The sequence below is a fragment of the Agrobacterium sp. GW821-FHT02D03 genome, assembly GCF_059421725.1.
Genome location: NZ_JBWKVN010000001.1, coordinates 932057 through 951376, shown reverse-complemented (window position 1 = coordinate 951376; position 19320 = coordinate 932057). Strand labels below are relative to the sequence as shown.

Genomic DNA, 19320 nt, shown 5'->3' with positions numbered 1-19320 from the left:
GGTTATGGTTCCGGGGGACGAGCGTGAGCAAGATCGAGAAACTGACCAACAGGGACAAAGCCCTTCTCATTCGCAGTGACCTTCTGTCTCCCATGAGCGAGACATCGGCGCGGTCGGTCATCGATGCCGCGTCGCTTTTGACGCTACCCTCCCGTCATGTGCTCTTCACCGAGGCGAGTGCCGCGGAATATCTCTATTACGTATTGAACGGCCATGTACGCCTGTTTCGCACCAGTCGCGACGGGCGCGAGGCCGATATTCGCATCTGCAGTCCAGGCGAAACCTTCAACGACTGCATGATCTTCGAGACCGGAAACCACCGCTACAGCGCCCAGACCACCGAATGCTGCCTGCTGGCAAGGCTGGAACTGTCGCGTATCAGGGCGATGCTCGAAGCAGACCCGACAGTGGCGCGGGCCATGATCGAAACCCTGTCGAAAAACAATCTGAAAGTCATGGATTGCGTCGCCAATGACCGGTTGCAGACAGCGCCTCAACGCGTGGCGCATTACCTGGCGACCCAGGCGCCGACGGACAATGGCTCCTATTCGCTGCGCCTGCCATTTCAGAAAAGCGTGCTAGCGGGCAAGCTCGGCCTTGCACCCGAAGCGCTCTCGCGCGCCTTCTCCACTCTGAAAAGCTGCGGCGTCAGCGTGCGCGGACGCGTTATCCACATCAAAGACCCGGCGGCCCTCAACAGGCTATGACCCGGACTAAGCCGTGGAAGTATCAAAGCGGACCGGGCCTTCCATAGGCTGATCCTTTCACAAGCCGCCCTGCTGCTTCAGAAAGCCGACGATGCGGTCGATGCCCTCGCCGCGCTTCATGTCGGTGAAGAAGAAGGGCATGTCCTTGCGCATGCGGCTGGCATCGCTGTCCATCACCTCAAGATCGGCACCGACATAAGGTGCCAGATCCTTCTTGTTGATCACCAGAAGGTCGGAACGGGTGATGCCTGGCCCGCCCTTGCGCGGGATTTCCTCGCCTTGGCAGACGGAGATGACATAGATGGTGATGTCGGCCAGATCGGGAGAGAAGGTGGCCGCAAGATTGTCGCCGCCCGATTCGATGAAGACCACGTCGAGATCGGGGAACCGCTCGTTCAAACCGGCAATCGCCTGAAGATTGATCGTCGCATCTTCACGGATCGCCGTGTGCGGGCAGCCACCGGTTTCCACGCCGACGATGCGCTCCGATGGCAGCGCCTGCATCCGCACCAGCGCTTCGGCATCTTCCTTGGTGTAGATGTCATTGGTGACGACGGCGACGGAGAATTCAGAGCTCATCGCCTTGCACAGCTTTTCCGTCAACGCCGTCTTGCCGGAACCGACAGGCCCGCCAATACCAACCCTGAGCGGCCCATTTCCCGATTTCATGCCTACTTCCCTTCTGGATGTGTTTGGCCGACCATAGCGGTCTCACGCCTGCCTCATCAACACCAAAGTAAAGGGAGGCGGTCAGGAGCGGAAGAGCCGCGTTCCCTGCACCTCATGGCGCATGGGGGCCGTATCGGCAATGATGGCGGCCGATCCGAGATCATCGAGCGTGGCGGTAGAGGCTCGGCTTGCAATCTCTCCCACCGCCTCCTCTAGCCTTGCCAGGATCGCAACACCGTCCTTCTGCCCCGCGACACCAAGACGGATGCCTGCGGAAATCAGTTGCGACAGGCCGGAATGCAGATAGGCGGCGAGAATATCCTCAAGTGCAATGTCATGCGCGGCGGCAACTGCACCCACCGCAACCGGATAGGTTGGCGAGGCCGGCAGCCTGTCGAAGACTAGGGACGGCCAGGCGCGCGCAGCCTCCACAAAGGCATCGCCCAGGAGAACCGTCTCGCGATAGCGCTCCGCCGAACCCGCGAGAGCCCGCGACAGTTCGGCAGTCTCGTTGAGCAGGGAGTCGTCGGCAAAGCCGTTCCAGGCCTGGCACAACGAAACTGCGTCGTTCCACAACGTTCCACGATGGAGTGAAAGCCCAATCCAGTCGCTGAGACTTTCAGCATCGGTAATGCGGCGGTCCGCAACAGCGCTTTCAAGACCACCTGAATAGGAAAAGGCGCCAACCGGAAAGGCAGGCGACATCCAGGCCAGCAGTCTGAGCAGGCTATCCACATTGCGTTTCGGCATCATGCGTCAATCGTGATGGTGGTGGCCGTGGCTGCCGTGTCCATGATCGCCATGCCCGTGATCCCCATGGGAATGGCTGCCATGCGAATGCCCACCATGTGCATGATAGGCGCCGCGGGCCGGTTGGAAGGGTTCTTCCACATCCCGCACCGTTGCACCAAGACCCTCAAGCATGGCGCGGATGACGTGATCGCGCAGGATGAGAATACGATCTTCCTCGATTTGCGCCGACAGATGGCGATTGCCGAGGTGCCAGGCAAGCTCGATCAGATGCAGCGGGCTCTTTGCGGAGATCTCGAACAGCTTCTCATTGGCTGCGCGCACCTCCACCAGATCGCCGTTTTCGACGACCAGCAGATCGCCATGGGCAAACAGCACGGCCTCCTTCAAGTCCAGCATGACCATCTCGTCATTCTGGAGATGCAACAACTTGCGTCTCAAATGTCTCTGGTCATGGGCAAGGGTGACATAGCCGCTCGGCTCATCGGCGTGTGTGCCTGCGGGGAGATAGGATTGAACACGTAACATGGAGTTGTCCGGCCTGACTGTATTGCTTCAAGCGATGAGTCTTGCCGGATGGGATGGGGGATTGCAAGCCGCTACAGCATCGGCCCGAAAATCGGAACTGATTTTCGCAGATGCACGATGCGTGGATTCAAAATCTCAAGCGTATAGCAAGCACAAATGCGCCTCATGGAGTGACGGCGGCACCGCGTTCACTTCGGCTCAGGATGCCGCCTGGAGGGCCATGCCAACTGTCTCGTTACGCTCCACGCGGGCAAATCCATCGCTATGGCAAAGGCGATTGCGCCCGGCGGCCTTGGCGATATAGAGCGCCTTGTCGGCCAAGGCGAAAGTATCGTGCTTCGATCGCGATGGCTCGATTTCGGCAATGCCGACGGAAACCGTCGTCTGCAACAGATTGCCTTCGAAATTGACGGAAAGACAGGCCACGCGGACACGCGCCATTTCGATCAGCGCGACGCGATCCTTGCGCTCTCCGCCACAGACAATCACGCCGAACTCTTCGCCGCCGAGCCTTGCGACACAGTGGAAATCGCCGAAGACATCCTCTATTGCCCGGGCAACACGCTTGATCACCAGATCGCCAGCGCTGTGGCCGAAATTGTCATTGATCGACTTGAAGCGGTCGAGATCGAAGATCGCAAGCGAGGCGTTGTTCTGAATCTCTTCGAATTCCTGGTTGAAGGCGCGGCGATTGGCCAGTCCCGAGAGCGTATCGGTGCGGCTCAGCCGCTCAAACTCCGCCTGCGATTCCCGCAACTGAAGGATCGCTTTGGCAAGAACCGTGCAAAGAATTCCGGCCACCAGGCCGCCGACGATCCAGCCCATGGCGATACTATAGGAAACAGCTTCCGCAAGCGGAACGGGAAGAAGCCCCAACGCGGAACCGATCAAAATGACGGCCAGACTGATCACGATGGACAAGGATATGGAGATGAACACCATTTTCATCGCAAAGCTTCGCAGCGTCTGGCCCCGGCCTTGATCGCTGAGGCTCATATCGAGCGAGATAAACTTTGCGAACCCGTCAGCCATCAGCCTCTTACCTCCATAAGGCAACCGATAAGCAGAAAAGGTTGCGACATCTTCAATAGAACAAGTAAAAGTTTAAGCTAGTTTTATGCATGTGCGGTCGTGGTGAAATTAATCGCATATGTGCTTAAACAAGGATGACCTTAAGCTTGTCATTCCCCACGGGCATGAACGGCGAAGCAGCAGGAATGATCCGCAAAATTCTCATGAAAATGCTGTCGGGCGCCTCCGCTTTGCCGCACGCGGCCCCAGTTCTGCTTTGGTGTCGTTATCCCCAGATTTCCGCATGACAGCGTCCGAGGGCTTTCCGCGGCATGCTCTCAGCGAGACGAAGAGAGACAGATCCTAGCTCTCCTCCCGGGGTTTGCGGAAAGAGGATGGGGAGATGCCCAGACGCTGCAAACGCGCATACAGGCTCCGTCGCGGAAGTTTCAACGCTTCCGCAACAGCCGTAGCGTCACCGCCATGGTTTTGAAGTGCCTGTGTGAGAACGCTTGTTTCGAAAGCATCCATCTGCTCCACAAGGCCCAGCCTCGTCGATAGGCCGTGGCGCGGTGACGCGAGGCCAAGCGCGATCTGCGTTGCATAGTTGCGCAATTCACGGACATTGCCCGGCCATTCGTTGCTGAGCAGAAACGCCTCGATCTCGGCATCGATCTGCGGGCTGGGAAGCCCATGCCGACGCGCCGCGTCCTCTAAAAACACGTGGAAGAGGATGGCGATATCCCCCTGCCGCTGGCGCAGAGGCGGCACACCGATGCGCACGGTCTCGAGGTGATACAACAGATCCTTGCGAAAGCCCGCCCTTTCGTCATCACCGGCAAGGTGTTTGCGTGTCAGGGTGGTGATGATCCTGATATCCACGGGCATCGTCCCGCCGCTGGGATTGGGCATTTCGCGGCTCTCCGCCACGCCCAGCATCCGCCCCTGCATCAGGGCAGACATGGTCTCCGCCCCATCCAGAAACAGCGTTCCGCGCTGGGCCTCGGCAATCAGCCCACGACGCAGGCGCGTCCCGAACAGCGTCTCGTCAACCGCCGTATCAGAGATCGACGCGCAATCGACGCGGATGAAGGGGCGCGCACGTCGCGCGCTTCCCTGGTGCAACAGTCGGGCAATCAGCTCCTTGCCGGTGCCAGTCTCCCCTTCGATCAGAACATTGACGTCCGTTGGCGCGACCCGCTCGACCAGGTCCCGCAACTGCACCATCGCCGGCGTCTGGCCAAGCAGCGGCGATGTCAGTTCCGCTTCCAAGGCCGCTTGGCGCAGCCGCCGATTGTCGACGACGAGGCGGCGCGTTTCGAGCGCCCGCCGGACGGAGGCGATCAGATGGTCCGTCATGAACGGCTTTGCCACGAAGTCGAAAGCGCCCCGCTTCAAAGCCGCCACTGCCATGGCGATATCGCCATGCCCCGTCATCAAGATGACTGGCAATTCCCGGTCTCGCGCCAGAATGGCATCGAACAGGTCGTTGCCATCGAGCCGCGGCATGCGAAGATCGGTGACGACGACACCGGGCAGCGTTGTGGAGAGGCTGGCGAGCGCCGATTTCCCATCGTCATGCACTTCCACCTCCAACCCGGCGATGGCGAAACTGTCCGCCAATGCTGCGCGAAAGGCGAGGTTGTCTTCGACGAGCAGGATCTTCTCCGGTGCGTTCTGCATCATGCCGCCCTCATCGTCACAGTAAAGGCCGCGCCCCCAAGCGCCGACGCCGTGATGGTGAGAGAACCGCCGAGATCCTTCATGATGTCTTGGGCAATGCCGAGACCGAGCCCAAGACCATTGGGCTTGCCGGTAACGAAGGGCTCGAAGACTTGCTTGCCAAGCTGTGGATCGATGCCGGGGCCGTTATCGGCAACCGTCAGGCAAATCATGCCCTCTTCACGCTGCACCGTGATCGCAATCTCTGGATCGGGATGTCCCTCCAGCGCATCCATGGCGTTCTGCAGCAGATTGACGACAACCTGTTCGAGCGGCACACGTTTGCCCAGCACAGTTGGTCGACCGCCTGGCGGCAAGGTCAGGCGAATGCCCGCCTTGCGGATCCGGTCTTCCATCAACAGCATGGCGCCGGCGATCATCTCATCCAGGGGCTCTTCGCGGATCTGCCCCTCCCCCTTGCGGGCAAAACCGCGCATTTCCTGCGTCAGCGTGCCGATCCGCTCCGTCATCGCAATCATCGTACCGAGGCTGTCGCGAACACGTTCGCTGCGACTGGCGGCAAGATGGTGCAGCGCATTTTCCGAAAGGGTGCGAATGGTGGCAACCGGCTGATTGATCTCATGCATGAGGCCAGCGGTGATGGAGCCGACAGAGGCGAGCCGATTGGCCTGCGCCAGTTCCTCGCGCGCCTCCCGATAACGCTGATCGGCAATTGCCCGATAGCCCATTTCTTCACGAAGCTGCGCCGTTCTTTCAGCAACCGCCGCCTCCAGGCTACGCCGCTCCGCAGCGCGCCTCGCAGTACGATTGGCCTGCCACCAGACGACGAAACCGGCGAGAAGCAGAAGCGGCAGGATGGCAAGCGTGGCAAACGTCGCTCGCCGGTCTGCGGCGAGACGCGCTTGCCGCGTGTTGAGAAGATGCAGGATGCGAAGATCCGTTCCGGCAATGGGAAGTGCGGCATAGACCATGTCAGCGCCCTCAGCCGTCTCGATATGATCCGGACCGGCAAACCGATAATTGCCCGGCTCCAACTTTGCATCGCCATACTGGCTGATCGCATCGATGCGCTGGCGGACCGCGGTTGGCAAAGGCGCAAGCGTTGTCAAAATCTGGTCCTTGTCGGGTGCCGCCAGAATGATGCCGTTGGCATCGACGATCAGCGTGCGCCCCGGATCACCGGCCCAGATGGAGGAAAGCGCACCGAACTCGTATTTAACGACGACGACGCCGGATGCCGCGTCGTTCTGGCCGACGCGCCGCGCCAGAAACAATCCCGCCTGACGGGTGAGTAAGCCGGCACCATAATACTCCGCCTTCCCGTCGCGCATGGCGCCGGAGAAATAGGGCCGGAAGCCGAAATCCTGCCCGACGAAGCTGCTGTCATCGCTGGCATTGGAGGCGGCAACGGCAATGCCGTTTCGATTGATAAGATAGATATAGGAGGCTCCGGTCTCTCGCACGAGAGAGCCGAACTTTTCGCTGAGCCGCGCTGCCGTCTGAGCATTCCTGGTCGAGAGAACATCGACCAGATCGCCATATTCGCCCAGAACGATCGGCATGAGCCGAAAACGGGCAAGTTCGCTGTCAATCAACAGGCTGTGCTGGCGTACCAGCAACTCGGCCTCTCTGGCCAGTTGCTGCGATGCTTGCCTACGCGACCAGAGTGACGCTCCACTCCAGACGAGAGCGATAGCGGCCAGGACGAGCAGCACCAGCACGACGATTTGTAGACGAGGTTTCACTGACATCTGTGCAGGATATTGCACAACCTATCAGAATGCCATGCAAAAATCAGCACAAATTTTATCGGTAGCCCGAAGACAATTTTGGGAAAAATAATAAAATTCAATAGCTTGACCAAAGCGCAACAAAACCTTCACACGTCGACCGCCCCTCCCGCAGATTGCATGAAGAGGACGCGCCGTCGGGAGGATGGCCCAACAGCTAAAAATCAACGGCCATGTGCTGATCAGCAAGCACGCTTTGAGCGGGACAATCGCTGGTCACTTTAAGGGAAGACCCAAGCCCCTAGCCGCGCGTCACGATCTTGGCCCTGCCTGGAAGAAGGCACTGGGCGTCTTTGTAAAACTTGACCAAGGGAGGGTCTGAGTGTGTTGATCGAGACCGGAAATACTGTCACCCAGGGAGGAGCCGCGCAGTCAGCGGACCGCAAGCACCGCCTGAAATCGATTATTGGCGGCTCGACGGGCAATCTCGTCGAATGGTTCGACTGGTATGTCTATGCCGCCTTTGCGCTTTACTTCGCACCGCACTTCTTTCCCGCAGGCGATCAGACCGCACAGCTTCTCAATTCCGCAGCCGTCTTCGCCGTCGGCTTCGTAATGCGCCCCGTCGGCGCATGGATCATGGGTCTTTATGCCGACCGTCATGGCCGCAAGTCCGGTCTGGCGCTTTCGGTAACCCTGATGTGCTTGGGCTCGCTGATCATTGCGCTGACGCCTGACTACAACACGATCGGCGTGGCCGCGCCCACACTTCTCGTCATCGCCCGTCTGTTGCAGGGGCTTTCCGTTGGCGGCGAATATGGTGCCTCTGCCACCTATCTTTCCGAGATGGCCGGCAAGGAACGCCGCGGCTTCTTCTCCTCCTTCCAGTACGTGACCCTGATCTCGGGCCAGCTTCTGGCCATCGCCGTCCTCATCATTCTGCAAAACGTCATGACCACGGAAGATTTGAATGCCTGGGGCTGGCGCATCCCGTTCTTCGTCGGTGCGGCACTTGCCGTCGTGGTCTTCTGGCTGCGTCGTGGCCTTGCAGAAACCGAAAGCTTCAAGAACGCCAAGGCTGAAGGCAAGCCGAAGTCCGGCTTCTGGCAGCTTCTGACCAAGCATCCGAAAGAGACCGCACTCGTCATGCTGCTGACCGCAGGCGGCACCTTGGCCTTCTACGCCTACTCGATCTACATGCAGAAATTCCTCGTCAACACCTCCGGCTTCTCGCGCGAAGTCGCCAGCGAGATCAATGCGATCACGCTCCTCATCTTCATGCTGCTGCAGCCAATCGCGGGCGGATTGTCCGACAAGATCGGCCGCAAACCCCTTATGATCGCATTCGGCGTGATGGGCGTTCTTTTCACCTACCCGATCTTCTCGGCCCTGGAACACACCAAGGATCCGCTGATTGCCGGACTGCTGGTCATGGCCGCACTGGTGATCGTGACGGGCTACACCTCGATCAACGCCGTGGTCAAAGCGGAACTCTTCCCCGCCCATATCCGCGCACTCGGCGTTGCTCTCCCTTACGCTCTCGCCAACACGCTCTTCGGCGGTACCGCGGAGTTCGTCGCACTGCGCTTCAAGAGCGCTGGCTGGGAACAGGGCTTCTACTGGTACGTCACCGCCATGATCGGCGTGTCGCTTGTCGTCTACCTGTTCATGCGCGATACCAGCAAGCAGAGCGAGATCATCGAAGACTAAAGACCCTCATCAGGGGTCTGCGACCGATAACAAAACGAAGCGGGCGCCGTCTCTGGACGGCGCCCGCTTCGTTTTTGGAGGTAGACCAATTCTCGCAACTGACGTCAGTATCGCAAAAGCACAACGCATCATTTCAAACGCGTGCGCCCCTCGCCAATCCGCCAACGGAGCGGAGACGACGCTAAGGCGACGATCGCGCAGTTATGCGGACCGTTTCAAAAAGCCCGATATCAGAACAGGAAGTAGCGCTGCGCCATGGGCAGAACCGTTGCCGGTTCGCAGGTCAGCAACTCGCCGTCGGCGCGCACCTCGTAGGTCTCCGGGTCCACCTCGATATGCGGGGTCAGCGTGTTGTGGATCATCGAGGCCTTCGAGATACCGCCACGGACATTCTTCACCGCCACCAGCTTTTTCGCCACACCGAGACGCTGTGCCAAGCCGCCATCGAGCGAGGCCTGCGAGACGAAGGTAACGGAGGAGTTGGTGCGCAGCTTGCCGTAAGCCGCAAACATCGGCCGGTAATGCATCGGCTGCGGCGTGGGAATGGAGGCGTTCGGGTCGCCCATCGGGGCTGCCGCAATCGAACCGCCGAGCAGCACCATTTCCGGCTTCACACCGAAGAAGGCCGGGGACCAAAGCACGAGATCGGCGCGCTTGCCGACTTCGACCGAGCCGATCTCGTGGCTCACACCATGGGCGATCGCTGGATTGATCGTGTATTTGGCGATGTAACGACGAACGCGGAAATTGTCGTTCTCGCCCTTTTCATCCTTCAGACGGCCGCGCTGACGCTTCATCTTGTCAGCCGTCTGCCAGGTGCGGATCGCCACCTCGCCGACGCGGCCCATAGCCTGGCTGTCGGAGGAGATGATCGAGAAGGCGCCGATATCGTGCAGGATATCTTCCGCCGCGATGGTCTCCTTGCGGATACGGCTTTCGGCAAAGGCGATGTCTTCAGGGATCGATGGCGACAGATGGTGGCAAACCATCAGCATGTCGAGATGCTCCGCCAGCGTATTGACCGTATAGGGCCGCGTTGGATTGGTGGAGGACGGAATGACGTTGGGGTTGCCGCAGATCTTGATGATATCCGGCGCGTGACCGCCACCTGCCCCTTCCGTATGAAAGGCGTGGATGGTGCGGCCCTTGATGGCGGCCACCGTGTCTTCCACGAAGCCGCTTTCGTTCAGCGTATCGGTATGGATCATCACCTGCACGTCGAAGGCGTCGGCCACCGTCAGGCAGTTGTCGATGGCTGCCGGGGTCGTGCCCCAGTCCTCATGCAACTTCAGCGAGGAGGCGCCTGCCAGGATCATTTCTTCCAGCGGCTTCGGCAGCGAGGCATTACCCTTGCCGGCAAGTGCCAGATTCATCGGAAAGCCATCGAAGCTTTCGATCATCCGTTCGATATGCCATGCGCCGGTGCAGGTGGTGGCAAGCGTTCCATGCGCAGGGCCAGAACCGCCGCCCAGCATGCAGGTGACGCCGCTCATCAGCGCTTCTTCGATCTGCTGCGGGCAGATGTAGTGGATATGGGCGTCCATGCCGCCGGCGGTCAGGATCTTGCCCTCACCTGCAATGGCTTCGGTCGAAGGGCCAACGATGATCGTCACGCCCGGCTGCGTATCCGGATTGCCCGCCTTGCCGATCGCGTGGATGCGCCCGTCCTTCAAGCCGACATCGGCCTTGTAGATGCCCGAATGATCGACGATCACCGCATTGGTGATGACGGTATCGACCGCACCCTCCGCACGCGTCGCCTGGCTCTGGCCCATGCCGTCACGAATGACCTTGCCACCACCGAACTTCACCTCTTCGCCATAGGTGGTGAAATCCTTTTCGATTTCGATGAACAGCTCCGTATCGGCCAGGCGCACCTTGTCGCCGGTGGTCGGGCCGAACATGCTGGCATAGGCGGCGCGGGAAATCTTGTAGGACATGGGCGGTCTGGCTCCCTCAGAGGCGGAGAAGGCTATTGTTTTGATAAAGACCAAGGCGGCGTCCGCCTTGGCATCGTGACGTATCTTGACAGATCCGGGCTACCAGAACTGTGCGGAAAGCGTCTTTAACTCCTGCGTCCGATCGCGGCTCATCTGCGCAAGGCAAGAGGCGACAAGCTGCGGCTCCATCGACCCGCCACGCGCCTGAAATCCCGCAAGGTTGCAATTGGCATCGCGGTAGGCGACCCAGGCGCGCTGCGCAGCAACCAGCGCATCGACCGCGCCCTTGCCGTTCTCGTCAGCCACCTTGTCGCGCTCGCCCAAAAGCTTGCGGAGCTTCTGGTACTCGACATTCAAGTCCTCGTCGGCCTTGTCGTAGTCTTCCCCGGCGCACTGAGTCATCTCCATCTGCGTCTGAGGGTCGGCGCAATTGACCTTTTTGTCCTGGGCAAACGCCGTGGTGGCGGCGCCGGAGCCGACAAGCAGGAAGAGCGAAACAAAGGCGCCCAGATTCAACTGCGAGGCCATCAAAGCTTCCCCATCACCTGCTGGCGAAAGCCATAGACCTCGCGCTTGCCGGAAAGCGGCACGAGCGTCACTTCACGCTTTTGCCCCGGCTCGAAACGCACCGCCGTGCCGGCCGGAATATCCAGTCGCATGCCGCGGGCCTTGTCGCGCTCGAAAATCAGCCCGGCATTGGTTTCGAAGAAATGATAGTGGCTGCCCACCTGCACCGGGCGGTCACCGGAATTGGCGACTTCGATGGTCACAGTCGGCTGGCCGGCATTGAGCTCTATCGTGCCCTCGGCAGCAATGATCTCACCTGGTATCATCGCGGTTCTCCCTTCAGCATGTCCGGCAAAAGCATGAGCGATTTTGCATTCTGACATGCGTAAAACAAAATCAGTCGGTCTTAACGGATCGGCTCATGCACGGTGACGAGCTTGGTGCCGTCCGGGAAAGTGGCCTCCACCTGCACGTCGTGGATCATCTCGGCTATGCCTTCCATGACCTGATCGCGCGAGATGACATGGGCGCCCGCTTCCATCAGTTCGGCCACGGCGCGGCCGTCACGCGCACCTTCCACCACATAGTCGGTGATCAGCGCGATCGCCTCTGGATAATTGAGTTTCACGCCGCGTTCGAGCCGCCGGCGCGCCACCATGGCGGCCATGGAGATCAGGAGCTTGTCTTTTTCCCGGGGAGTAAGGTTCATCGTCGTCCCATTCCAGCCGAGCGTCCTTCAAAGCTTGGAAGGTACGCTCAAAATCATCCCGCCGATGCAGTCACTTAGGCCGAACGGTCATCCGGCGTTAGGCGTGCTGCACCCGCTTCACAGATTCCAGACTTTCGGCACTGGCGCGCCGTTGCGCAAGAGCGAAATGATGGGAAAAAGCATTTTTCTCAAGGAGAAACCGTCCTGTGCAGACAGTCGCACGACGAGCTTCCCCTGCCATTCGCTGGCGCCGCCGCTTTCTCCGGCAAACGCTCTGATTTTAGGCAAGAGCGCCTCAGCCAGCGGCCCGATATAAAGGATGGTGGCGAAGGCGACACGGCCCGCAAGAACGGAAGAGTGCTGCGTCAGATCGGCAATGCGACCGTCGAGAAAAAGCTCCTCCGCATGAACGAGCTTGCCGCCGTGGCGAATGCGCCAGCGGTCCCGAAACAGTCCCTCTTCCATTGCTTCGCCCATGGCCTGACGGCCAAGCAGCACCGCTTCCACAGCGAGAAACTCGGACGAGGCATGCAGATCGGCCTCCAGCCTGCGTGTCAGCGAGGCGCGATCAAAAAGGATGGTTTCCTGGGGGAGCCAGTGCAGCCGGGTGTTTTCTTCCGCTGTGACACGAACGGAGACAGTCGCAGTCCCGGCAGCGGCCTTGTAGACCTTTTCGCAGGCCTGCGTGGTCACGACAAGGCTGGTGCCTGCCTTGGCATGCGCCTGCCATTCCACCTCGTCTCCCCCGGTCAAACCGCCGGAGGAATTGATGAGAATGGCTTCCATTTCATTGGAAAATGTATCGGGGAGCCTGATCTTGGCGCAGCCTTCCTGGAACAATTCATCCAGACGGCTGCGCCCATCAAGCGCTTTGGTTACAATGCGTCCTCGGCCACGGGCGCGTTGCGGACGGGGTTGGCTGATGCTTTCAAGGACTGGCTGCACGTCGTCTCCGAGGGCTTCGCGGATGCGGAAACCGCTTTCACAGAGCAATCCGTCTTCGACGTTGCGTCGACAACCATCTGCCCTTCCGTATTCTGGAAGAAATCCCACATTCTTTCGGCTGCATCAACCTGTCTTGCGCTCTCATCACCGGATGCCCTGCGGTCCACCGCAGGCTGCGCCTTCGGCGTCACATCGCTGCCGGGCTTGCGGGTCAGAACGGCAGAAGCGGCAATGACGTCGGACTTCATCGTGGCGCGCGGCCATGCATGATCCCAGGCGTCGATCACATAGGAATGGATGCGCGATCCGCTCTTGCAGACATCATAGGAATTGAAGGTGAAGTTGCCGAGAGACTTGCTTTTGACGGCACCCTTGCAGCCATCGAGCTCCGCCCACCGCTTCAGCGCCGTCTCGCCGCCATACTGCCAGTAAGGTTTGCCGCCGCCCTGATAGGGATTGGCTGGATCCTTCGTGCCGGCAAAAGCGATGATCGACATGGGCTTGGCCGGCGTGCAGCTTGCCATATCCGGCCGCCAGCGGCCTTCAGCTTCCACCGGAACGCCTGCGCGCAGCGAGGCGACAAAGCCAGCCGCGGCAAAATCATTGCTGCCGCTGCACAGATATTGGGAAAGCATGCGCCCGCCGCCGGAATAGCCGGAGCCATAGAAGCGCTCTTCATCGACGCAGAACTTCGACTTCACCATGGAAACCGCATCGCGGATGAAAGAGACCTCGTCCAGCCCCCCCTTGCGGGTGGTCACGCCCGGCACGTTCCAGGCATGGGTACCGGGCAGATCGCCGTCGAGACTGCCCTGCAGTGCCACGACCATGACGCCCGTACGTTCGGCGACCTTGTCCCAGCCACTGCGATCCAACTGGCCGTTCGGGTTGCTGTTGCTGCCATGAAAGTCAAAAACCACCGGCACCGGCTTCGATCCATCATATGAAGATGGAACGAAATAGACGCCCTCGCGTTCTGACCCCTGTGACGTGAGCGAAAACTCATGCCGACCGGGCTTTGCAGCCTCACCGCACATCGACGCCGATGCTGCGGCGCTCATGCTTGTGAGGATGGCAAACCCTGCGAACAATGTCTTGGCAGGAAATTGAAGCCGGAGCGTCCGGCCAGCAACAGTCAAATTCATCGGCACGCCTTTATTGGCACAGTTCTCCGACAAGATGCCGGAAAATTCGCGGAATGTAAGGGATCGACGGTCGCGGCGTGCAGATGACCTCTCGGGTGTGTCTTGCATGCAGCATTCATGTTGCCAATAACACAGGACTTTGGTGAATGAAACGTAAAAACCTGCATGAAAGCCATGCCTGAGCGCATGGCTGTTCACTTTATCACGAGGTTTTTATTACGGCGTGAGCAAATCAGCAGCAACTATACTGTCAAATGCCGCCGCGCTTCCGGCGTGTCGAGCGTTTCCGCCGCACCTTGATGCACGACCTCGCCGCGATCCATGATGTAGACATAGTCGGCAAGCTCGCGGCAGAAATCCAGATATTGCTCGACAAGCAGGATCGCCATGCCGGTGGAGTCCCGCAGATACTTGATGGCCCGGCCGATATCCTTGATGATCGAAGGCTGGATGCCTTCGGTCGGCTCATCCAGCACCAGGATCTTTGGACGCGTCACCAGCGCCCGGCCGATCGCCAGCTGCTGCTGCTGGCCACCGGAAAGATCGCCGCCGCGGCGTGACAACATGCTTTGCAGCACCGGAAACAGGCTGAAAATGTCGTCGGGAATAAACCGCTCCTTGCGCGGCAGCGGTGCATAACCGCTCTCGAGATTTTCCTGCACCGTCAGCAACGGAAAGATCTCACGCCCCTGCGGCACATAGCCGACTCCGCGCTTTGCCCGCTGGTAGGGTGCAAGTCCATTCAGGCTCTCACCACCAAAGGTAATCGAGCCGCCGCTGATGGCATGCTGCCCGGTGACCGCACGCAACAGCGAACTCTTGCCCACCCCATTGCGCCCCAGCACACAGGTGATCTTGCCCATCTCGGCATTGAGCGAAATGCCACGCAAAGCCTGCGCCGCGCCGTAATGAAGATTGATGTTTTCGACGCTCAGCATGGTGTTACCTTCGGCTTCGGCTTCGGCTGTAATATGGATCCTCGGGTCAAGCCCGAGGATGACGGCAGTGGGCGGGACTTATGTGGTGCCCCGATCTCGGGGATTGTTCGCCGGTTTGGCTGTAGGGTAGCCTCAACCTCTTCCGTCATCCTCGGGCTTGACCCGAGGATCCACAACCGGGAACGACCACGATGAGCGGTTACGTCTACATTGTCGCCAGCCAGAAGCGCGGTACGCTTTATATCGGCGTGACGTCCAATCTTGAGCAGCGCATCTATGAGCACCGCGAAAGTCTGACGAAGGGTTTTACCAGCCGCTATGGCTGCACGCGGCTCGTCTGGTACGAAGAGCACATGAGCATTGGCACGGCGATCCAGCGGGAGAAGAGTTTGAAACGGTGGTACCGGGATTGGAAGATCAAGCTGATCGAGGATTTGAATCCCGAGTGGCGGGATTTGTATGAGGAGTTTGGATGAGGCAACGGCGCGTGCTGCCATGGATCCTCGGGTCAAGCCCGAGGATGACGGCAGTGGGTGGAGCTTATGTGGTGCCCCAATCTCAGGCATCGTTGGTGGGTTCTGCTGAAGCGCAACCTCACCCTCGTCCGTCATCCTCGGGCTTGACCCGAGGATCCACGGCAACACCCACCAACCTTGAACACTAGAAGCCATCCCCTCACCGCCCCAGATAATTCTCAATGACCTTCGGATCGTTCGAAACGAAATCGATCGATCCCTCGGCCAGCACGGAGCCTTCGGCAAGGCATGTCACCTTGACGCCGAGTTCGCGGATGAAGCCCATGTCGTGTTCCACCACCACCACGGAACGGGTCTTGGCGATTTCCTTCAATAGCACTGCCGTTTCCGCCGTCTCGGCGTCCGTCATGCCCGCCACCGGTTCGTCCACCAGCAGAAGCTTCGGCTCCTGCGCAAGCAACATGCCGATTTCCAGCCACTGTTTCTGTCCGTGCGACAGGTTCGCCGCCAAGTCGTGACGGCGGTGGCCGAGGCGCACGGTTGCGAGGATTTCCTCGATGCGCGCCTTGTCCTCTGCAGTGAGGCGATAGAACAGCGTGGCGAACACGCCGCGCTTGCGGTTCAGCGCCAGTTCCAGATTGTCCCAGACCGTATGACTTTCGAACACGGTCGGCTTCTGGAATTTCCGGCCGATGCCAAGCTGGGCGATATCGGCCTCGTCCTTCTTCGTCAGGTCGATCTGGTCTTCGAACAGCACGGTGCCGCTGTCCGGCCGCGTCTTGCCGGTGATGATGTCCATCATCGTCGTCTTGCCGGCTCCATTCGGGCCGATAATGGCGCGCAACTCGCCGGGCTCCACCACAAAGGACAGAGAGTTCAGCGCCCGGAAGCCATCGAAGGACACGGAAACGCCGTCGAGATAGAGCAGGCTTTTTGCTCTCGTATCAGAAACTGTGTTCATATCCGCCTCACTCCGCTGCCTGATGCGCCACCGCATCGTCATTGCCGGGCTTTGCCGGGTTGTCTTTGGGCTTTGCACCCTTGCCGCGACGACCCGCCATAGTGTGCTGGATGGTGCCGACAATGCCCTTGGGGAAGAACAGCGTCACGGCGATGAAGAGGCCGCCCAGCGCAAAGAGCCAGAACTCGGGAAAGGCGCCGGTAAAATAGCTCTTGCCGCCATTGACCAGCAGCGCGCCGATGATTGGCCCGATCAGCGTGCCGCGACCGCCAACGGCCGTCCACACAACCACCTCGATCGAGTTGGCCGGCGCGAACTCGCCAGGATTGATGATGCCCACCTGCGGCACGAAAAGCGCACCGGCAATGCCCGCCATCATCGCCGAGACGACGAAGGTGAAGAGCTTGATGTTTTCGACGCGAAAGCCAAGGAAGCGAACGCGGCTTTCGGCATCGCGCACACCCACCAGCACCTTGCCGAACTTGGAGTTGACGATACCGGAGGCAATCATCAGGGACAGCGCCAGCATCAGTGCGGTCATGGCAAAGAGTACCGCACGTGTACCATCCGCCTGAACGGAAAAGCCGAGAATATCCTTGAAGTCTGTCAGGCCGTTATTGCCGCCAAAACCCATGTCGTTGCGGAAGAAGGCGAGCAACAGTGCGTAGGTCATGGCCTGGGTGATGATCGACAGGTAGACGCCATTGACGCGCGAGCGGAAGGCGAACCAGCCGAAGATGAAAGCAAGCAGACCGGGCACGACCAGCACCATCAGCATGGCGAACCAGAACATGTCGAAGCCATGCCAGAACCAGGGCAGTTCCTTCCAGTTGAGGAAGACCATGAAATCCGGCAGCACCGGATCGCCATAGACGCCGCGCGAGCCGATCTGGCGCATCAGATACATGCCCATGGCATAGCCGCCGAGCGCAAAAAACGCCCCGTGGCCGAGCGAGAGAATGCCGCAATAACCCCAGACGAGATCGAGTGCCAGCGCCAGTAGCGCGTAAGCCAGATACTTGCCGAGCATCGACATCATATAGGTCGGTACATGCAGCGGGTTGCTGGGCGGCAAGAGCAGGTTCAGCGCCGGAATGATGAGCGCAACGGCCAGAATGATGCCGATGGCAATCGAGATGCGGCGGTCGAGCGCGCGAAGGAGAAAGCCGGTAATCATGCTTCGATCGCCCTTCCCTTGAGTGCGAAGAGACCGCGTGGCCGCTTCTGGATGAACAGGATGATGAGGACGAGGACGAGGATCTTGCCGAGAACGGCACCGACGGTCGGCTCCAGGAACTTGTTGAGAACACCAAGCGACAGCGCGCCGACCAGCGTTCCCCAGAGATTGCCGACACCGCCGAAGACCACGACCATGAAGCTGTCGATAATGTAGCTCTGGCCAAGATTGGGCGACACATTGTCGATCTGGCTGAGCGCGACGCCCGCAAGACCCGCAACGCCGGAACCGAGCGCAAAGGTAAACGCATCGACCCAGGGTGTGCGAATACCCATGGAAGAGGCCATGCGCCGGTTCTGGGTCACGGCGCGCATCTGCAGACCGAAGGACGAGCGCTTCAGAAGCAGAAGCAGAGCGAAGAACACCGACAGCGAGAAGCAGACGATCCAGACGCGGTTCCAGGTGAAATTCAGATAACCGACGCTGAAGGAGCCGGACATCCAGCTTGGGCTTCCGACCTCGCGGTTCGTCGGCCCGAAGATGGAGCGCACGCCCTGCTGGAGGATCAGAGAAATACCCCAGGTGGCCAGCAGTGTTTCCAGCGGCCGGCCATAAAGAAAGCGGATTACGCCGCGCTCGATGACGAGGCCGACAAATCCGGTGACGATGAAGGCGACCGGCAGCGCGATGGTGAGCGACCAGTCGAACAGGCCCGGGAAGTGACTGCGAATGATATCTTGAACGATGAAGGTGGAATAGGCACCAATCATCACCATCTCGCCATGCGCCATGTTGATGATGCCCATCACGCCGAAGGTGATGGCAAGGCCGATGGCCGCAAGCAGCAGCACGGAGCCGAGAGACAGGCCGTACCAGATATTCTGCGCGGCATCCCATAGCGCCAGCGAGGATTGGATGTGGGAGATCGCCGCGTCGATGTCCGGCTTCAGGCTGGCATCGACGGAGGACGATGAAGCCATTAGGATGCTGATCGCATCGCGCCCGCCGATCGTCTTGATCGTGTCGATGGCACTGCGCTTGTCTTCGACGGAACGGTTGGAACTCAGGAGGGAAACGGCACGCGCCTCTTCCATGCGTGCGCGTACCTGTGCATCGGTTTCCTTGGCAAGAGCCGCTTCCAACAGCCCGAGATTTTCAGCACTCGGCGCCTTCAACACGGCATCGGCCGCGGCAAGCCGCACGCCACGATCGGGGCTCAGCAGCGTCAGACCGCCGAGTGCTGCGCGCGTGACACGGCGCAGCGTATTGTTGACCTTGATCTTCGTCACCGCCGCTTTCGGCGCCTCACCGACCGCCTCACCCGTCACCGGATCGATCAGGGTCAGATTATCGCCGGCGAGTTTGGTGAGAAACACCAGACTGTCGGCCTTGCGAACATAGAGCTCACCGGCAGCAAGCGCTTCGAGTGCAGGCACGACGCGCGCATCGCCGGTCGCAGCAATCTGCCCGATCAACGCTTCAGCCTGCTTGAAGTCGGCCTTGCCCAGCGCATCGATCAACGGCTTGGCATCGCCCTGCTGGGCAAAGGCCGAAGCCGTCAGGCTGAACAACAGGCCGATCACGGCCAACAGTCGGAAAAACATGGTCCCAAGTCCCCCTTGGAGCCTCCCTCCCTCTCGACGTCATCCTCAGGCTTTACCCGAGGATCCATCACGTCGGCCAGAAACCAGCGACGCTAGAGGGAGTGAGTGTAAACAGTGGATCCTCGGGTCA

The 19320-nt window shown here is 59.8% G+C and carries 19 protein-coding genes; 3 read left to right on the top strand and 16 right to left on the bottom strand.

What is annotated here, in order from left to right:
* The first annotated feature begins 23 nt into the window (after nt 1–23).
* Nucleotides 24–707: a Crp/Fnr family transcriptional regulator gene (locus tag AC07U5_RS04405; RefSeq protein WP_062598795.1), complete on the top strand. Its 684-nt coding sequence runs from the start codon at nt 24–26 to the stop codon at nt 705–707.
* Nucleotides 708–764: 57 nt separating this feature from the next.
* On the opposite strand, the gene ureG is transcribed toward AC07U5_RS04405, so the two are convergent.
* The 6 genes from ureG to AC07U5_RS04375 form a co-directional block, all read right to left on the bottom strand.
* Entirely contained in the window at nt 765–1376 is a 612-nt protein-coding gene (gene ureG, locus AC07U5_RS04400) for an urease accessory protein UreG (protein WP_443265030.1), read from the bottom strand.
* Between the two features lie 81 nt (nt 1377–1457).
* Nucleotides 1458–2129, bottom strand: a complete 672-nt coding sequence (locus AC07U5_RS04395; protein ID WP_494722377.1) for an urease accessory protein UreF — start codon at nt 2127–2129, stop codon at nt 1458–1460.
* Nucleotides 2130–2132: 3 nt separating this feature from the next.
* Nucleotides 2133–2654, bottom strand: coding sequence for an urease accessory protein UreE (ureE, locus tag AC07U5_RS04390; RefSeq protein WP_312807752.1), 522 nt, complete (start codon nt 2652–2654; stop codon nt 2133–2135).
* Nucleotides 2655–2852: 198 nt separating this feature from the next.
* Complete coding sequence (locus AC07U5_RS04385; RefSeq protein WP_111850359.1) at nt 2853–3686, bottom strand: diguanylate cyclase; 834 nt, start codon at nt 3684–3686, stop codon at nt 2853–2855.
* A 342-nt stretch (nt 3687–4028) separates the two neighbouring features.
* Nucleotides 4029–5351, bottom strand: coding sequence for a sigma-54-dependent transcriptional regulator (locus AC07U5_RS04380; protein ID WP_494722376.1), 1323 nt, complete (start codon nt 5349–5351; stop codon nt 4029–4031).
* Nucleotides 5348–7099 (bottom strand): sensor histidine kinase, encoded by a 1752-nt coding sequence (locus tag AC07U5_RS04375; protein WP_494722375.1) that lies wholly within the window; start codon nt 7097–7099, stop codon nt 5348–5350. Before AC07U5_RS04375 ends, AC07U5_RS04380 begins: the two co-directional genes overlap by 4 nt.
* A 369-nt stretch (nt 7100–7468) precedes the next feature.
* Between AC07U5_RS04375 and AC07U5_RS04370 the strand changes: the two genes are divergently transcribed.
* Nucleotides 7469–8788 carry an MFS transporter gene (locus AC07U5_RS04370; RefSeq protein WP_113267036.1) on the top strand — a complete coding sequence of 440 codons (1320 nt, stop codon included), beginning with the start codon at nt 7469–7471 and terminating at the stop codon, nt 8786–8788.
* A gap of 230 nt (nt 8789–9018) precedes the next feature.
* Here the strand turns inward: AC07U5_RS04370 and ureC are convergent, their stop codons facing one another.
* From ureC to urtE, 7 genes are all read right to left on the bottom strand, one after another.
* On the bottom strand, nt 9019–10728 hold the full coding sequence (gene ureC, locus AC07U5_RS04365) for an urease subunit alpha (protein ID WP_062426235.1): 1710 nt from the start codon (nt 10726–10728) through the stop codon (nt 9019–9021).
* A gap of 99 nt (nt 10729–10827) precedes the next feature.
* Entirely contained in the window at nt 10828–11256 is a 429-nt protein-coding gene (locus AC07U5_RS04360; RefSeq protein WP_494722374.1) for a lysozyme inhibitor LprI family protein, read from the bottom strand.
* The gene (locus AC07U5_RS04355) at nt 11256–11561 is read right to left on the bottom strand and encodes an urease subunit beta (protein WP_062439962.1); all 306 of its coding nucleotides are present in this window, start codon (nt 11559–11561) and stop codon (nt 11256–11258) included. Before AC07U5_RS04355 ends, AC07U5_RS04360 begins: the two co-directional genes overlap by 1 nt.
* A gap of 80 nt (nt 11562–11641) precedes the next feature.
* Entirely contained in the window at nt 11642–11944 is a 303-nt protein-coding gene (locus AC07U5_RS04350; protein ID WP_062426232.1) for an urease subunit gamma, read from the bottom strand.
* A gap of 117 nt (nt 11945–12061) precedes the next feature.
* Nucleotides 12062–12889 carry an urease accessory protein UreD gene (locus AC07U5_RS04345; RefSeq protein ID WP_494722373.1) on the bottom strand — a complete coding sequence of 276 codons (828 nt, stop codon included), beginning with the start codon at nt 12887–12889 and terminating at the stop codon, nt 12062–12064.
* Nucleotides 12820–14034 carry a CE1 family esterase gene (locus tag AC07U5_RS04340; protein ID WP_494722372.1) on the bottom strand — a complete coding sequence of 405 codons (1215 nt, stop codon included), beginning with the start codon at nt 14032–14034 and terminating at the stop codon, nt 12820–12822. The genes AC07U5_RS04345 and AC07U5_RS04340 overlap by 70 nt, the downstream gene beginning before the upstream one ends.
* 242 nt (nt 14035–14276) lie before the next feature.
* Complete coding sequence (urtE, locus tag AC07U5_RS04335; RefSeq protein ID WP_062598804.1) at nt 14277–14972, bottom strand: urea ABC transporter ATP-binding subunit UrtE; 696 nt, start codon at nt 14970–14972, stop codon at nt 14277–14279.
* Nucleotides 14973–15163: 191 nt separating this feature from the next.
* Here urtE and AC07U5_RS04330 point away from each other — a divergent pair, with 191 nt between their 5' ends.
* Nucleotides 15164–15448, top strand: a complete 285-nt coding sequence (locus AC07U5_RS04330) for a GIY-YIG nuclease family protein (RefSeq protein ID WP_494722371.1) — start codon at nt 15164–15166, stop codon at nt 15446–15448.
* A 199-nt stretch (nt 15449–15647) separates the two neighbouring features.
* On the opposite strand, the gene urtD is transcribed toward AC07U5_RS04330, so the two are convergent.
* Genes urtD through urtB form a run of 3 tightly spaced genes read right to left on the bottom strand, consistent with a single transcriptional unit; the run spans nt 15648 to nt 19190 of the window.
* The gene (urtD, locus tag AC07U5_RS04325) at nt 15648–16409 is read right to left on the bottom strand and encodes an urea ABC transporter ATP-binding protein UrtD (RefSeq protein WP_113180730.1); all 762 of its coding nucleotides are present in this window, start codon (nt 16407–16409) and stop codon (nt 15648–15650) included.
* A gap of 7 nt (nt 16410–16416) precedes the next feature.
* Nucleotides 16417–17586, bottom strand: a complete 1170-nt coding sequence (urtC, locus tag AC07U5_RS04320; RefSeq protein ID WP_113274123.1) for an urea ABC transporter permease subunit UrtC — start codon at nt 17584–17586, stop codon at nt 16417–16419.
* A complete protein-coding gene (urtB, locus tag AC07U5_RS04315) occupies nt 17583–19190 on the bottom strand; it encodes an urea ABC transporter permease subunit UrtB (RefSeq protein ID WP_494722370.1) in 1608 nt (535 codons plus the stop codon). The genes urtC and urtB overlap by 4 nt, the downstream gene beginning before the upstream one ends.
* Nucleotides 19191–19320: the final 130 nt, after the last annotated feature.

Bases quoted from the DNA above. Each gene is read 5' to 3' on its own strand.
- ureG (WP_443265030.1), bottom strand. From the start codon at position 1,376: ATGAAATCGGGAAATGGGCCGCTCAGGGTTGGTATTGGCGGGCCTGTC.
- AC07U5_RS04395 (WP_494722377.1), bottom strand. From the start codon at position 2,129: ATGATGCCGAAACGCAATGTGGATAGCCTGCTCAGACTGCTGGCCTGG.
- ureE (WP_312807752.1), bottom strand. From the start codon at position 2,654: ATGTTACGTGTTCAATCCTATCTCCCCGCAGGCACACACGCCGATGAG.
- AC07U5_RS04385 (WP_111850359.1), bottom strand. From the start codon at position 3,686: ATGGCTGACGGGTTCGCAAAGTTTATCTCGCTCGATATGAGCCTCAGC.
- AC07U5_RS04380 (WP_494722376.1), bottom strand. From the start codon at position 5,351: ATGATGCAGAACGCACCGGAGAAGATCCTGCTCGTCGAAGACAACCTC.
- AC07U5_RS04375 (WP_494722375.1), bottom strand. From the start codon at position 7,099: ATGTCAGTGAAACCTCGTCTACAAATCGTCGTGCTGGTGCTGCTCGTC.
- ureC (WP_062426235.1), bottom strand. From the start codon at position 10,728: ATGTCCTACAAGATTTCCCGCGCCGCCTATGCCAGCATGTTCGGCCCG.
- AC07U5_RS04360 (WP_494722374.1), bottom strand. From the start codon at position 11,256: ATGGCCTCGCAGTTGAATCTGGGCGCCTTTGTTTCGCTCTTCCTGCTT.
- AC07U5_RS04355 (WP_062439962.1), bottom strand. From the start codon at position 11,561: ATGATACCAGGTGAGATCATTGCTGCCGAGGGCACGATAGAGCTCAAT.
- AC07U5_RS04350 (WP_062426232.1), bottom strand. From the start codon at position 11,944: ATGAACCTTACTCCCCGGGAAAAAGACAAGCTCCTGATCTCCATGGCC.
- AC07U5_RS04340 (WP_494722372.1), bottom strand. From the start codon at position 14,034: ATGAATTTGACTGTTGCTGGCCGGACGCTCCGGCTTCAATTTCCTGCC.
- urtE (WP_062598804.1), bottom strand. From the start codon at position 14,972: ATGCTGAGCGTCGAAAACATCAATCTTCATTACGGCGCGGCGCAGGCT.
- AC07U5_RS04330 (WP_494722371.1), top strand. From the start codon at position 15,164: ATGAGCGGTTACGTCTACATTGTCGCCAGCCAGAAGCGCGGTACGCTT.
- urtD (WP_113180730.1), bottom strand. From the start codon at position 16,409: ATGAACACAGTTTCTGATACGAGAGCAAAAAGCCTGCTCTATCTCGAC.
- urtC (WP_113274123.1), bottom strand. From the start codon at position 17,586: ATGATTACCGGCTTTCTCCTTCGCGCGCTCGACCGCCGCATCTCGATT.
- urtB (WP_494722370.1), bottom strand. From the start codon at position 19,190: ATGTTTTTCCGACTGTTGGCCGTGATCGGCCTGTTGTTCAGCCTGACG.